The sequence below is a fragment of the Oxalobacteraceae bacterium OTU3CINTB1 genome (genome assembly GCA_024123955.1).
Taxonomy (GTDB): Bacteria; Pseudomonadota; Gammaproteobacteria; order Burkholderiales; family Burkholderiaceae_D; genus Rugamonas.
Genome location: CP099652.1, coordinates 5,445,221 through 5,459,684, shown reverse-complemented (window position 1 = coordinate 5,459,684; position 14,464 = coordinate 5,445,221). Strand labels below are relative to the sequence as shown.

Annotated in this window: 11 protein-coding genes; all 11 read left to right on the top strand. The window is 66.6% G+C overall.

Annotated elements, in window-relative coordinates:
- Window positions 1-27 precede the first annotated feature (27 nt).
- Window positions 28-1,935, top strand: a complete 1,908-nt coding sequence (locus NHH73_23535) for an ATP-binding cassette domain-containing protein (GenBank protein ID USX25526.1) — start codon at window positions 28-30, stop codon at window positions 1,933-1,935.
- A gap of 532 nt (window positions 1,936-2,467) precedes the next feature.
- Entirely contained in the window at window positions 2,468-3,733 is a 1,266-nt protein-coding gene (locus NHH73_23530; GenBank protein ID USX25525.1) for a hypothetical protein, read from the top strand.
- Window positions 3,734-3,735: 2 nt separating this feature from the next.
- The gene (locus NHH73_23525) at window positions 3,736-5,118 is read left to right on the top strand and encodes an undecaprenyl-phosphate glucose phosphotransferase (protein ID USX25524.1); all 1,383 of its coding nucleotides are present in this window, start codon (window positions 3,736-3,738) and stop codon (window positions 5,116-5,118) included.
- 233 nt (window positions 5,119-5,351) lie between these two features.
- Window positions 5,352-6,323 carry an EpsD family peptidyl-prolyl cis-trans isomerase gene (locus NHH73_23520; GenBank protein USX25523.1) on the top strand — a complete coding sequence of 324 codons (972 nt, stop codon included), beginning with the start codon at window positions 5,352-5,354 and terminating at the stop codon, window positions 6,321-6,323.
- Window positions 6,324-6,378: 55 nt separating this feature from the next.
- Window positions 6,379-7,164: a polysaccharide export protein EpsE gene (epsE, locus tag NHH73_23515; protein ID USX25522.1), complete on the top strand. Its 786-nt coding sequence runs from the start codon at window positions 6,379-6,381 to the stop codon at window positions 7,162-7,164.
- A 43-nt stretch (window positions 7,165-7,207) separates the two neighbouring features.
- Window positions 7,208-8,629, top strand: coding sequence for a chain length determinant protein EpsF (epsF, locus tag NHH73_23510; GenBank protein ID USX25521.1), 1,422 nt, complete (start codon window positions 7,208-7,210; stop codon window positions 8,627-8,629).
- Window positions 8,630-8,660: 31 nt separating this feature from the next.
- A complete protein-coding gene (epsG, locus tag NHH73_23505) occupies window positions 8,661-9,560 on the top strand; it encodes a chain length determinant protein tyrosine kinase EpsG (GenBank protein USX25520.1) in 900 nt (299 codons plus the stop codon).
- An 11-nt stretch (window positions 9,561-9,571) separates the two neighbouring features.
- Window positions 9,572-11,248 carry an exosortase B gene (xrtB, locus tag NHH73_23500; GenBank protein ID USX25519.1) on the top strand — a complete coding sequence of 559 codons (1,677 nt, stop codon included), beginning with the start codon at window positions 9,572-9,574 and terminating at the stop codon, window positions 11,246-11,248.
- Window positions 11,245-12,552: a lipopolysaccharide biosynthesis protein gene (locus NHH73_23495; GenBank protein ID USX25518.1), complete on the top strand. Its 1,308-nt coding sequence runs from the start codon at window positions 11,245-11,247 to the stop codon at window positions 12,550-12,552. The genes xrtB and NHH73_23495 overlap by 4 nt, the downstream gene beginning before the upstream one ends.
- 26 nt (window positions 12,553-12,578) lie before the next feature.
- Window positions 12,579-13,541, top strand: coding sequence for a polysaccharide pyruvyl transferase family protein (locus NHH73_23490; GenBank protein ID USX25517.1), 963 nt, complete (start codon window positions 12,579-12,581; stop codon window positions 13,539-13,541).
- Entirely contained in the window at window positions 13,523-14,446 is a 924-nt protein-coding gene (locus NHH73_23485) for a beta-1,6-N-acetylglucosaminyltransferase (protein USX25516.1), read from the top strand. The genes NHH73_23490 and NHH73_23485 overlap by 19 nt, the downstream gene beginning before the upstream one ends.
- The last annotated feature ends 18 nt before the right edge of the window (window positions 14,447-14,464 follow it).

The following is a 14,464-nucleotide window of genomic DNA, read 5'->3' as shown; positions in this document are numbered from 1 at the left end:
GCCGGCCGCCGATCATCTATTACTTATATGGCAGTCATCTCTCTTTCATCGGCGCAACTGGCGTTCGGCCACGTCGCGCTGCTCGACCATGCGGAATTTTCTTTGGAGTCCGGCGAGCGCGTCGGCCTGATCGGCCGCAACGGCACCGGCAAGTCGTCGCTGCTGAAGGTGATCTCCGGCCGCTTCAAGCTCGACGACGGCTTGCTGGTGATGCAACAAAACCTCCAGATCGCCTACGTCGAGCAGGAACCGGTGTTCGATCCCGAGATGAACGTGCACGACGCCGTGGCCGCCGGCATGGGCGAACTGCCGGCGCTGCTGAAGGAATACGACGCGCTCACCGGTCAGTTCGGCCAGGGTAACGACGACGCCGTCATGGAGCGCATGCACGACATCCAGGTCAAGCTCGACGCCGGCGATGCCTGGAACCTGTCGAACAAGGTCGAAACCGTGCTCGACAAGCTGAACCTGACCGGCGACATGCTCATGAAGACGCTCTCGGGCGGCATGCAAAAGCGCGTGGCGCTGGCGCGCGCGCTGGTGTCGGCGCCGGACGTGCTGCTGCTCGACGAACCGACCAACCATCTCGATTTCAGCTCCATCCTGTGGCTTGAAGGCCTGCTGCGCGACTTCAAGGGCAGCGTGCTGTTCATCACCCACGACCGCTCCTTCCTCGACAACGTCGCCACCCGCATCATCGAGCTCGACCGCGGCCGCCTGCTGTCGTACCCGGGCAACTTCACCACCTACCAGAGCCGCAAGGCCGAGCAACTGGAGAACGAGGAAGTGGAAAACGCCAAGTTCGACAAGTTCCTGGCGCAGGAGGAGGTGTGGATACGCAAGGGCGTCAAGGCGCGCCGCGTGCGCGACGAGGGCCGCGTGCGCCGCCTCGAGGCGCTGCGCCTGCAGCGCTCGGCGCGCCGCGAACAGCAGGGCCAGGTCAAGCTGGAGGTCGGTTCGGGCGAGCGCTCGGGCAAGATCGTCGCCGAGCTCGAAAACGTCAGCAAGCGCTTCGGCGACCGGGTCATCGTCGACAACTTCACCGGCACCATCCTGCGCGGCGACAAGGTCGGCCTGATCGGCGCCAACGGCGCCGGCAAGACCACCCTGCTCAAGATGATCCTGGGCGAACTGACGCCGGACGAGGGCAGCGCCCGCCTGGGCACCAAGCTGCAGGTGGCGTACTTCGACCAGATGCGCACCCAGCTCAACGAGGAGGCCAGCCTGATCGACACCATCTCGCCGGGCAGCGACTGGGTAGAGGTCAACGGCCAGCGCAAGCACTCGATGAGCTATCTGAACGACTTCCTGTTCTCGCCCGAGCGCTCGCGTTCGCCGGTCAAGTCGCTCTCCGGCGGCGAGCGCAACCGCCTGCTGCTGGCGCGCCTGTTCGCCAAGCCGGCCAACTGCCTGGTGCTCGACGAACCGACCAACGATCTGGACATCGACACCTTGGAGCTGCTGGAGGAGTTGCTTGAGGAATACACCGGCACCGTGTTCCTGGTCAGCCACGACCGCACCTTCCTCGACAACGTCGTCACCCAGGTCATCGTCGCCGAAGGGCAGGGCCAGTGGCGCGAGTTCGTCGGCGGCTATAGCGACTGGGAGCGGGTGCGCGACACCGTGGCCGCCGCGCCCAAGGCCAGGCCGGCCGCCGCCGTGAAGGCGGCCGAGCCGGTCTCGACCATGGCGGCGCCCGCCGTCAAGGCCAAAAAGCTCAGCTTCAAGGAGCAGCGCGAGCTCGACGAGCTGCCCAAGCAGATTGCCGCGCTCGAGGACGAGCAGAGCGCGCTGACCCTGCAACTGTCCGATCCCGACTTCTATAAAAAGAACGCGGCCGAGTCCAAGCGGGTGCATGCCCGGGTCGAGGAAATCGAGGGCCTGTTGCTGGAGGCGCTGGAGAAATGGGAGCAGATCGAGGCGCGCAAAGGCTGATTTGTGCAGGGCAATAAAAAAGTTCGTGTGAATGTAGTCAGATTACAATGATTTTAATATAATAGCCGCGGGCCCGAAGGCGGGCGGGGCGATTATTCCCGGCGCCGGACGCGCTGCAGCGCAGCATCGCGCTCCGCGGCGGCGGCCCTCGCTGCATCCGGCCGGCGCGGCGGCGGTACCGGCGCGGACGCGGTGCAAGTTGATGTGTGGTCATTTCTGTTGCGCAGGATATAGACTTCCAACGGATGGAACGTCGATTCCCCATCTGCGAAAACGCGGGTGATTGTTGTTACGGTGTTATTATTCGGTGTCGAACATAATCGGTGGCTGGCCGCACGATTGCCTTGCCAGCGAGCACGTTGTTGTGCATGCGCAGTGATATTATTTTCGGCAATTGTTGGACATGGGGTGACCAATGGGCTATTGGGCGCTTGGATAATTTTCACCGGTCAACTGGTCGTATTGGTAGCGTCATGGCGAGTCCGCGCGACTTGGCCGACCGCCCGGTGGCTCTAACCTAAGAAGAATAATGTTGAAAAATTTACGAAACGATCAAGACCCACGCGTCGCGCTCCCGGCCCCGGGTGCGTCCCAGTCCGCGCTGGTGTTGCGCGCAGGCACGGTATTGCTGTCCGGAGTGCTGTTGAGCGCGCCGGCCTGGGCCGAGTTGTCCGATACCGTGCACCCGTTCGTCAGCGTCGCGCTCAACCACGACGACAACCTGTTCCGCCTGTCCGATGACACCATCGGCAACGTCGAGCACGGGTCCGACACCTTCCGCAGCCTGATCGCCGGCGCGTCGTTCGAGCGGCCCGTCGGGCGCCAGCTGCTGACCGGCATGGCCAAGTTTTCGCGCGTGAGCTTCGAGCACAACGACCAGCTCGACTATACCGGCAAGGACCTCAACGGCGACTGGGGCTGGTTCCTCGGCAACCACCTTGACGGCCACGTCGGCGCCGCCTACAGCGAGGTGCTGGCGCCGTTCTCCGACTTCAGCGTCACCTCCGAGCGCAATCTGCGCAAGGTGCGGCGCGAATACGCCGACGGCAACTGGCGCTACCACCCCAGCTGGCGCCTGCGCGCCGGCTACAACCGCGAACGCTACACCTACGAGTTGCGCTCGCAGCGCCAGAACGACCGCACCGAAACCTCGGTGATGACCGGCATCGACTACCTGGCCGCCAGCGGCAGCACCATCGGCGTGCAGCTGCGCCGGCTCAAGGGCAGCTATCCGTTCCAGGAGACGCTCGGCTTCAGCGACAACGGCTACACCCAGGACGAGCAAAAGCTCAACATCCTGTGGCTCGTCTCGGGCGCCACCCAGGTCAACTTCCTGGGCGGCTTCGTGCAGCGCAAACACGATTTCTTCCGCGCCCGCGACGACCGCGGCACCAACGGCCGGCTGATCGTGGGCACCGCGCCGACGCAGCAGGTCAAGCTCAACGCCCAGCTGTACCGCGAGTACGGCGCCACCGAGGGCGCCTTCGTCAACAGCGCGCTGATCAAGGGCATCGCTCTGGGCGCGACCTGGGCGGCGACCGCCAAGATCGACGCCACCGCCAACTACAAGCACGAGAAACGCGACTTCGCCCCGTATTCGCTGTCGGGCGTGCTGCTGTCGCCGTCGCAGCTGAGCGACACCAGTAACCTGGTGTCGGCCGGTGTGACCTACCGGCCATGGCGCAACCTGTCGCTGCAGGCGAACGTGTTCCGCGACCGCCGCAGCGGCAGCGTGGCCGCCGGCACCAGCTCCTACACGGCCAACGGGGCCTCCATCAACGCCACGCTGCAGTTCTGACCATGACGGCCAACGATATACCATTGATCTCGTTTTTCCAGCGCGTGCTCGACCCGCTCATCATCATGGGCAGCCTGTACCTGTGCACGATGGCGCTGGGCGCGCCGTTCTCCGGCTACGAGCTGGTGCTCATGATTCTGGGGCATTTCATCGCCGCCGCCGCCTACCAGTATGTCGATCCGTACCGTACCTGGCGCGCCGGGCGCATGCTGGCGTACGCGCGCGACGTCTGCGTCGGCTGGCTCATCACGGTCGGCTTCCTGGTGTTCCTCGGCGCCGTCGGCGACATGACGCGCCATTACAACCGGCAAGTGGTGCTGCTGTGGTTCATCGTCACGCCGCTGGCGCTGCTGCTGATCCACCTGGCCGGGCGCCGCGTCGGCGCCGACCCCAACGCGCCGGGCGAGATGCGCTCGGTGGTGCTGATCGGCGCCAACGCCATGAGCCTGAAGTTCGCCGCCACGGTCGGGCGCAACCCCAATCTGTTCATGAAGGTGGCTGGCTACTTCGACGACCGCGCGCAGAACCGCTGGCCGGAGGACATGAAGGAGCCGATGCTCGGCGGCATGGCCGACATCGCCGGCTACGTGCGCGAGCACAACATCAAGATGATCATGATCAGCCAGCCCGTATCGGCCCAGCCGCGCATCCGCAAGCTGCTCGACGAGCTGCAGGACACCACGGCGTCGGTCTACTTCCTGCCCGACATCTATGTGTTCGACCTGATGCAGGCGCGCTTCGACACCGTCGGCGGCATGCCGGTGATTGCCATCTGCGAGTCGCCGTTCACCGGCCTGAACGGCATTCTCAAGCGCATCAGCGACGTCGTCATCGCCGCGCTGATCCAGGTCATGTTGCTGCCGATCATGGCCGTCATCGCGGTCGCCGTCAAAATGTCCTCGCCCGGCCCGATCATCTTCCGCCAGCGCCGCTACGGCTTGAACGGCGAGGAGATCCTGGTCTACAAGTTCCGCTCGATGACCGTGGCCGAGGACGGCGCCAAGGTGGTGCAGGCCAAGAAGGGCGACCAGCGGGTCACCAAGGTCGGCGCCTTCCTGCGCAAAAGCTCGCTGGACGAGTTGCCGCAATTCATCAACGTGCTGCAGGGGCGCATGAGCATTGTCGGCCCGCGCCCGCACGCGGTGGCGCACAACGAGCAGTACCGCAAACTGATCAAGGGGTATATGCTGCGCCATAAGGTCAAGCCGGGCATCACCGGCTGGGCCCAGGTCAACGGCCTGCGCGGCGAGACCGAGACGCTCGACAAGATGGAGGCGCGCATCAATTACGATCTCGACTACCTGCGCAAATGGTCGTTGTGGCTCGACTTGTGGATCATTTTGCGCACCGTGCACGTGGTGGCCAAGCGCGAGAATGCCCACTGACGACCGGCGGCATGAAAAGAGGGCGTCCCGGTACGAAAATTCCGGCCGCGCCGCGCTGGAAAGCGTTACAATCGCAGCAACTAAGATTGTCGTATGGGTATCTATGCAGGTGGTGGTTTTTTTGTATCCGCCGTTGCATTCGATGCAAGTTTCCTGTAAATTGGTGCGGTGCGGCATTCGCTGGCGAACGGCGGCCCACTGCGGACCGTGTAAATGATTTTCGAGGAGTAATTTTGAGCTATCACCCCACAGCGCGCGCGCGCGACGCGTTCTTGCGCAGCGCTTGCGCCGTCGTCCTGCTCGCCGCCGCCACCACGCTGGCCGGCTGCGGCGACAAGAAGGAAAAGAGTTCCGGCCAGGCGCTCGCGAGCGTTGCAGGCACGGAGATCACGATGCTCCAGCTCAACGACGAGCTGCAGCGCGCCAACGTCGCGCCGGCCCAGCAGGAAACCGCCAAGAAGCAGGTGCTTGAGAGCCTGATCGACCGCCAGCTGCTGCAAAGCGCCGCCGCCGACGAAAAGCTCGACCGCGATCCGAAGACGGTGCAGGCGATCGAGCGCGCCAAGGCGCTCATCATCGCCCAGGCCTATATGCAAAAGCACGTCGGCCAGGGCGCGCGCCCGAGCCGCCAGGAGCAGCAGGAATACTTCGACAAGAACCCGGGCTTTTTCAGCGCCCGCAAGCAGTTCGAGATGCGCCAGCTGATCCTGGCCACGACCGACGTCACGCCCGAGGTGACCAAGCTGATCGACGGCGCCAAGTCGCTGGAGGAAGTGGCCGAGCAGCTCGGCGCGCGCAACGTCAAGTTCGCGCGCAACCAGCTCGTGCGCACCAGCGCCGACCTGCCGCCGCAGCTGACCGCCAAGCTCCTCGAGATGCCCAAGGGGCAGTTGTTCATCGTCCGCGAAGGCGAGCGCAGCGTGCTGAGCGTGATCACCGACATCAAGGACGCGCCCGTCACGTTCGACGCGGTGGCGCCGCAGATCGAGCAATTCCTGGTCAACGCCAAGAGCAAGGACGCGGCCGCCGCCGAGATCAAGCGCCTGCGGGCCGGCGCCAAGATCGAGTACCTGAACAAGGCGTTCGCGCCCGGCGCTGCCCCGGCCGCCACCCCGGCCGCCGCCGCGGCGCCCGGCGCGCCGGCGGCCCCGGCGGCGCCGGCCGACGCCGACGCCAACGCCCGCGGCGTGGCCGGCCTGAAGTGACGCGGCGCGCCGCGGCGCGCCTTCGATTCGATAGCATATAACGCAGGAAGCAACCATGATCAAACGATTCTCCCTCTGGCTGGCGACGCTGGCCCTGGCCCTCGCCGGCGCCGCCCACGGCGCCGACCTGCCCCTGGGCACGGCCGACGTGCTGAAAATTTCCGTCTATAACAACCCCGACCTGACCACCGAGGCGCGCGTGAGCGAAGGCGGCTTCGTCACCTTCCCGCTGCTCGGCCAGGTGGCCGTGGCCGGCCTGGCGCCGGCCGCCGCCGAGAAAAAGATCGCCGCCCTGCTCGAGAGCGGCGGCTTCGTCAAAAAGCCGCAGGTCAACATCCTGGTGACCTTGATCCAGAGCCAGCAGGTATCGGTGCTGGGCCAGGTCAACCGGCCCGGGCGCTTCCCGATCGACGCCAGCCGCAGCGTGCTCGACGTGCTGGCGCTGGCCGGCGGCGTCAACCTCGAGGGCGGCGACGTCATCTCGGTGCTGCGCAAGCGCAACGGCACCACCACCAAGGACACCATCGACCTCGAGCAGATGGTGCGCAGCGGCAACACCGGCGAACTGGACCTGGCAGGCGGCGACGTCGTCTATGTCGAACGCGCGCCGCGCTTTTTCATCTATGGCGAAGTGCAGCGTCCCGGGCTGTTCCGCCTCGAACGCAGCATGACGGTGCTGCAGGCGCTGGCGGCCGGTGGCGGCCTGACCCCGCGCGGCACCGAGCGCGGCCTGCGCATCAAGCGCCGCGACGCGGCCGGCAAGCTGCAGATCCTCGAAGCCCAGCACGACGACCTGGTGCGGCCGGACGATGTCGTCTACGTCAAGGAAAGCCTGTTCTGATGACGCCCGCCGTTTTTACCGCCCCCGTATTGAAAGCCCTATCATGAGCCTGAGCCAACTCCTCCTCGCCCTGCGCGCCCGCTACCGCATCGTCCTGCTGACCCTGGCCGTGACGGTGGCCGCCGCCGTCATCATCAGCCTGCTGCTGCCGAAAACCTACATGGCCGGCGTGTCGATGGTGGTCAACTACAAGGGCGTCGACCCGGTCACCGGCCTGAGCCAGCCGACCCAGATGATGCCCGGCTATATCGCCACCCAGGTCGACATCATCAAGAGCCGCAGCACGGCGCTGCGCGTGGTCGACGACCTCAAGCTGGCCGACAGCCCGGCCGTGCGCCAGCAGTTCACCGACGCCACCGACGGCCGCGGCAACGTGCGCGACTGGCTCGCCGACCTGCTGCTGAGCAAGGTCGACGTGGTGCCGTCGCGCGAGAGCAGCGTCATCAACATCACCTTCAAGGGCACCGACCCGCAGTTCGTCGCGGCCGTGGCCAACAGCTTCGCCACCGCCTACCTGGGCCTGAGCGTGCAGCTGCGCACCGATCCGGTGCAGCAGGCGTCGGGCTACATCACCACCCAGATCAAGCTGCTGCGCGACCAGTACGAGCGGGCCCAGTCGCGCCTGTCGAAGTACCAGAGCGAGAACAACATCTACAGCGCCGACAACCGGGTCGACGTCGAGACCGCGCGCCTCAACGAGCTGTCGAGCCAGCTGGTGGCCGTGCAAAGCCAGGTGATGGAGGCGTCCTCGCGCCGCCGCCAGGCCGAAGGCAGCGCCACCACCTCGCCGGACGTGCAGGCCAACCCGCTGGTGCAGGGCCTGCGTAGCAGCCTGGCCGCGGCCGAGGCCAAGTTCGCCGACACCTCGCAGCGCCTGGCGCCGAACCACCCGCAATACATTGCCGCCAAGTCCGAGGTCGACAAGCTGCGCAGCAACCTCGACGAGCAGGTGCGCCTGACCTCGAGCGGCGTGTCGGCCAACGCCAGCATCCTGCAGGCGCGCGAGAACGAGCTGCGCGCCGCGCTGGCGGCGCAAAAGGCCAAGGTGCAGGCGCTCAACGGCGCGCGCGACGAGTTCAGCGTGCTCACCAACGAGATGGAGAACGCCCGCCGCGCCTACGAGATGGCCGGCCAGCGCTTCAACCAGACCAGCCTCGAGGGCCAGTCCAAGCAGGCCGACATCGCCGTGCTCACGGCCGCCACCGCGCCGCTGTCGCCGTCCGGTCCGCGGGTGCTGCTCAACGTCGCCGTCGCCCTGGTGGTCGGCACGGTGCTCGGCCTGGGCGCGGTGCTGGTGCTTGAATTGCTCGATCAGCGCGTGCGCTCGGCATCCCACCTGGGCGAGGCGTTCGGCCTGCCGGTGCTGGGCGTGATCGACAAGCCGCGCGCGCGGGCCCGTCTGAAGAACCATCCACGCCAGGCGCTGCCCCCCGCGGGCGACGACGCCCCGGCCTTGCAGGCGTGAGCGCCTGCGCCAACCATTTGGAGCCCCAAGCATGAATCCCACCCCCACTGTGCAAGCGTTCGCCGTCCCCGACCTGCGCGAGAAGGCGGCGCCGCCGCCGGACCGCTCGATCGGCGCCATCCTCATCAAGATCGGCCGCCTGTCGGCCGCCGATGCTGAAAAAGTCATCCGCCACCAGGTCGAGTACAACCTGCGCTTTGGCGACGCCGCGCTCGCGCTCGGCCTGCTGACCGAGGCCGACATCGAGTTCGCGCTCTCGCGCCAGTACGACTATCCCTACCTGCTGCGCGGCGAGAGCGCCATCAGCGAGAGCGTGGTGGCGGCCTACGAGCCGTTCACCGCGCGCGTGGAGGCGTTCCGCGCGCTGCGCAACCAGCTCATGTGGCGCTGGTTCGACGCCGGCGCCGAGCGCAAGACGCTGGCCATCGCCAGCGCCGAGCGCGGCGACGGGCGCAGCTTCTTCGCCGCCAACCTGGCGGTGGTGTTCTCCCAGCAGGGCCAGCGCACCTTGCTGGTCGACGCCGACCTGCGCAACCCCAGCCAGCACCAGTTGTTCGGGCTCGAGAACCGCGCCGGCCTGTCCTCGATCCTGTCGGGGCGCAACGGCGTCGAAGTGGTGCAGCGGGTCGCGCCGCTGCTGGACCTGTCGGTGCTGACGGCCGGCGCGCCGCCGCCGAACCCGTCCGAACTGCTGGGCCGCCCGGCCTTCGGCCAGGTGTTGCGCGAGTTGGCCCAGCAATTCGACGTGATCCTGATCGACACCCCGGCCACCGGCGACTGCTCGGACGCGCAGATGATCGGCGGGCGCGCCGGCGGCGCGCTGGTCGTGGCCCGCCAAAACACCAGCCATGTGCGCGACGTCCACGACGCCATCGCCACCTTGGCCGAATCGCGCACCCACCTCGTTGGCACCGCGCTCAACAACTTCTGATCGTCACCGATATGGCCGGCTCAATCTCCCCCCCGCTCAAAGCGCCGGGCGCAGCGCTCACCCCGCCGCGCCTGCTCCCCTGGTTCCTGCTGGCCGCGGGGCTGGCCGCCATGTACCTGCCCAGCTTCATCGACCTGTTCAACGGCGCCTGGAGTTCGGAGAAGAACGCCCACGGCCCCATCGTCATGGTGGTGGCCTTCGTGTTCCTGTATTTCCGCCTGCGCCAGGTGATCTCGGAGGGGCAGTTCGAGCGGGCGCCGGCGCCGCTGCTCGGCGGTGCCATCCTGGCCGCCGGCCTGGTGCTGTACGTGCTGGGGCGCTCGCAAAGCGTGGCCATCTTCGAGGTCGGCTCGCTGCTGTTCGTGCTCAGCGGCCTGCTGGTGGCGTTCTTCGGCGCGCGCACCTGGTCGCGCATGTGGTTCGCGTTCTTCTTCATGTTCTTCATGATCCCGCTGCCGCCGTCGATCGTCGACATGCTCACCTTGCCGATGAAGATCGGCGTCTCGTACGCCACCGAACACCTGCTGTACTGGCTGGGCTATCCGGTCTCGCGCAGCGGCGTCATCCTCAACATCGGCCCCTACCAACTGCTCGTGGCCGATGCCTGCGCCGGCCTGAACTCGCTGTTTACGCTCGAGGCGCTCGGGTTGCTGTACATGAACCTGGTGCGCCATCCGTCGCTGCTGCGCAACGCCGTGCTGGCCGCGCTGATCATTCCGATCTCGTTTACCGCCAACACCATCCGCATTGTGTTCCTCTCGCTGATCACCTTTTACCTCGGCGACGCTGCCGGCCAGGGTTTCCTGCACGGCTTCTCGGGCCTGGTGCTGTTCCTGTCGGCGCTCATGCTCATCATCAGCGTCGACGGCATGCTCAGCTGGTTGGTCGCCAAGCGGGTCGAGGGCCGCCGCGTCAAGACCGAGGGCGCCGGGCTGCAGTTGCCGGCGATGGCCCCCGGCGCCTGGCGCGCGCTCACCGACGGCGTGGCGCTGCGCCCGGCCGCCGTGTTCCTGGCCTGCACCCTGGCGTGCGTGGCCGGCGCCCACGCGCTCGTGCCCAAGCTGGGCGCGGTCGCGCCGGGCCTGACCATGGAGCAGGCCGTGCCGGCCCGCATCGGCGAGTGGACGTTGCTGCCGACCTCGGTCGCCCAGGCCAACCTGGCCACCACCGAGGAGGGCGCCGCAGTGGTGGCGGCGGTCTATGACGATGTTGTCATGCGCACCTATGTCAATCCGCAGGGCGAGCAGCTGATGGTGGCGCTGGCGTACGCCAAGGAGCAGCGCCAGGACGTCAAGCTGCACCTGCCGGAGATCTGCTACCCGGCCCAGGGCTACAAGGTGCTGGCGCTGGCGCCGGCGGTGCTGGCCGTCGGCCACGGCGGCGCCGCGCTGCCGGGCAAGCACATGCTCGCGCGCGGCAACGGGCGCACCGAGGCGGTGACGTACTGGACGCGCGTGGGCGACGGCTATCCGAACGCCGGGCTGGCCATGCGCGTGAAGATCTTCCGCGACGGCCTGCAGGGCAAGGTCAGCGACGGCATCCTGGTGCGCGCCTCGACCGTCGTGCGCGACGACGGCGACGCCGCCGGCGCCTACCAGGTGCAGGAAGCGTTCCTGCGCCAGCTGGTGGCCGCCACCGACCGCCGCGGCCACGCGCTGGTCGCCGACACGGCGCAGGTGCGCCGATGATGGCGGCCAATCCGCCGATGTCCGGATTGTCCAAGGCGTTTGGCAAGACGTTGATGACCACGATGGGCATGACCGTGGTCGGCTTCATCTCCTCGGTCATCAACGCCCGCCTGCTCGGTCCCGAGGGACGCGGGCTGCTGTCGGCCGCGCTGCTGATCTGCACCTTGGCCGCCAGCGTGGCCCAGTGCGGCATGGGCAGCAGCTATGTCTACCACTTCGGCGCGGCGCGCCGCTTCCCGTACCTGCGCCTGTTCGCCGGTTCGATGCTGGGCATCAGCGCGCTGGCCGCCGGCCTGGCCGCGGCCGGGCTGCAGCTGAGCCACGCGATGGCGCTGCACGAGATCTGGTGGGTGATCCTCACCTTTGCCGCCTTCATGGCCAGCCAGACCTATATCTTTTCGCTCACGCAGCTCCATTCGAACCTGCATTTCTTCAACGTGCTGCGCTTCACCCAGGTCTTCGGCAACCTGATCCTGATGCTGCCGCTGCTGCTGTGGTTCAAGGTCGTCACGTTCGAACAAATCCTCGCCGCGCAATTGCTGGTGCTCGTCATCGTCACCGGCAGCGGCATCTGGTGGGCGCGCAAGCACCGCATCTGGCAATTGCGCGACGAGCCGCGCGAGCCGATCTCGCCGTGGCCGGTGCTGCGCTACGGCCTGCACCAGCAGGGCATCGGCCTGCTGGGCATCTTCCTGCTCAACTTCGACAAGCTGTTCCTGCTCAACCGCGGCACCATCAAGGAGTACGGTTACTACGCGCTCGCCTTCACCACCTCGCGCCTGATCGGCGCGGTGCAGGAATCGATCTCGGTGGCGCTGTTCTCGCGCTTTGCCGGCCGCGACGAGCAGCAGCTGAGCCAAGCGGTGCGCAACGCCTTCCGCGTCACCTTCCTGCCGCTGATGGTCATCGCCGCCGTCGGCGCGGCGCTGGCGCCGTGGGCGCTGACGCTGGTGTACGGCAAGGCCTTCGCCGACATGACGGTGCCGTTCGCCATCTTGCTGTTCGAATGCGTCATCGGCGGGGCCAGCTGGACGCTGGCGCAACGCTTCAACGCCGCCGGCCAGCCGGGCCTGGTGCTGGCGCGCCAGTTCGTCTCGATCGTGCCGGTGCTGGTGGCCATTCCGTTCCTGCCGCACGAAAACACCTACGTCTACCTGGCCTTGCTCATGCTGTGCGGCGCCTGCCTGCGGCTGGTGATGACGATCGTGCTGAGCGTGACCAAGCTCAAGGAGCCGATGCCCGAATTCGTGCCGACCAAAGACGACCTGAACATGCTGCGCAAGCTCATCAAGCGTTCCAAATAATCCCCTGAAAGTTTCCGGAGCTAAATATGAAAGACCACCGTTCGATGATGTTGGATCTGCAAAAGACGCACGATGTCATTTACGATTTGTTGAAGAACCGGCAGTTCCACTACATCGACATCCCGATGCACGACAACATCGGCGACCTGCTGATCATGCAAGGGACTTTGGCGTTCTTCAAGAAAAAAAATCTTTCTCCGAAGACCACCTCGACCGCCTCCGCCTTCAAGCCCGAGTGGGTGGGCAAGGACGACATCCTGGTGTTCCACGGCGGCGGCAACTTCGGCGACCTGTACCCGAACATCAACGATTTGCGCGAAGACATCATCACGCGCTTCCCGGACAACCGCATCGTGATGCTGCCGCAGACGATCTTCTTTTCCACCGACGCCAAGCGCGACGCCTCGGCGGCCGTGTTCCGCCGCCACCGCGACGTCCATATCTTCATCCGCGACCGCGTCTCGCAGCAGATCGCCCAGCGCTTCTCCGACCACGTCTACCTGGTGCCGGACATGGCCCACCAGCTGTACCCGATCACCGGCGTGCCCGGCGGCAAGGGCGTGCTGCGCATCGAGCGGGTCGACGTCGAAAAACCGGCCGTGCCCGAATCGCTGCGCGATCTGACGTTCGACACCCGCACCGACTGGGTCGAGGTGGTCGGCAGCGAGAAGAACCTGATCGACTTCGCCTGGCGGCTCGAAGGGCGCTTTAACGCGCGCAACTGGCAGGCGCTGCAGAAAAAGCTCGGTCCGTGGTACTGGGTGCCGGTGGCGCAGCGCTTCTCGAACAAGGCGGTGGCGCTGTTCTCGCGCCACGACCACATCGTCACCGACCGCCTGCACGGCCATATCCTGTCGTGCCTGATGGACAAGCGCAACACGGTGATCGACAACAGCTACGGCAAGAATTCGACCTACATCAACGAGTGGACCGGCCAGAGCGATCTGGTGCGGCTGGTCAAGGCGGAACCGTGCGTATCGCCTACCTGATACTGGCGCACAACAATCCGGCGCACCTGGCGCGCCTGATCGCACGCCTGCGGGCGCCCGGCGAGGCGTTTTACGTGCACATCGACGCCAACGCGCCGCTGGCGCCGTTCGCCGGCCTGGCCGGGCCGGCGGTGACGTTGCTGCCGAACCGGGTGGCATGCAGCTGGGGCGACATCTCGCTGGTGAAGGCGACCTTGGCGCTGATGGCCGCGGCCACCGCCGGCGGCCAGTACGACTATTGCGTGCTGCTCAGCGGCGCCGACTATCCGCTGCAGACGGCCGACTACATCGCGCAATTTTTGGCCGCGCACCAGGGCACCGAGTTCATCGAGGTGTTCGCGCTGCCGAACGCCGAGTACGGCAAATCGATCGAGCGCATCAGCCGCTGGTGGATCAGGAAGGGCAAGCCGCTGGCGCGCTTTCGCTGGCCGCTGCAGCACTGGCTCAACCGCCACGTGCCGCCGCGCGACTACCGCAAGGCGCTCGGCGGCGGCGAGGCCGTCACCGGCTCGCAGTGGTGGTGCCTGACGGGGGCGGCGGTGCGCTACGTGCTGGAGCAGACCAAACGGCAGCCCCGGCTGTACCGTTTCTGCAAGTTCGTCGATTGCTCGGACGAGTTTTTCTTCCAGGTGACGCTGTGGAATTCGCCGTTTCGCGCGCGCATCAGCCATAGCCTGACCTACACCGACTGGCAGCCGGGCAAGATGGGGCCCGAGACGCTCGACGCCAGCTACCTGCCGCAGTTCGCCGGGCCGGTGATCCGCGACTCGGCGCGCAACAACTGTCCCAACGAGAAGCGCGAGGTGCTGTTCGCGCGCAAGTTTTCCGACGCGTCCGGCGCCCTGCTCGATGACATCGACCGGCTCGCCGCGCACCGCGCCGGCGCGCCCGCCGGCGTGGCGTGAAGCAGGGCATGGCGCCGC

Bases quoted from the DNA above. Each gene is read 5' to 3' on its own strand.
- NHH73_23535 (USX25526.1), top strand. From the start codon at position 28: ATGGCAGTCATCTCTCTTTCATCGGCGCAACTGGCGTTCGGCCACGTC.
- NHH73_23525 (USX25524.1), top strand. From the start codon at position 3,736: ATGACGGCCAACGATATACCATTGATCTCGTTTTTCCAGCGCGTGCTC.
- epsE (USX25522.1), top strand. From the start codon at position 6,379: ATGATCAAACGATTCTCCCTCTGGCTGGCGACGCTGGCCCTGGCCCTC.
- epsF (USX25521.1), top strand. From the start codon at position 7,208: ATGAGCCTGAGCCAACTCCTCCTCGCCCTGCGCGCCCGCTACCGCATC.
- epsG (USX25520.1), top strand. From the start codon at position 8,661: ATGAATCCCACCCCCACTGTGCAAGCGTTCGCCGTCCCCGACCTGCGC.
- xrtB (USX25519.1), top strand. From the start codon at position 9,572: ATGGCCGGCTCAATCTCCCCCCCGCTCAAAGCGCCGGGCGCAGCGCTC.
- NHH73_23495 (USX25518.1), top strand. From the start codon at position 11,245: ATGATGGCGGCCAATCCGCCGATGTCCGGATTGTCCAAGGCGTTTGGC.
- NHH73_23490 (USX25517.1), top strand. From the start codon at position 12,579: ATGAAAGACCACCGTTCGATGATGTTGGATCTGCAAAAGACGCACGAT.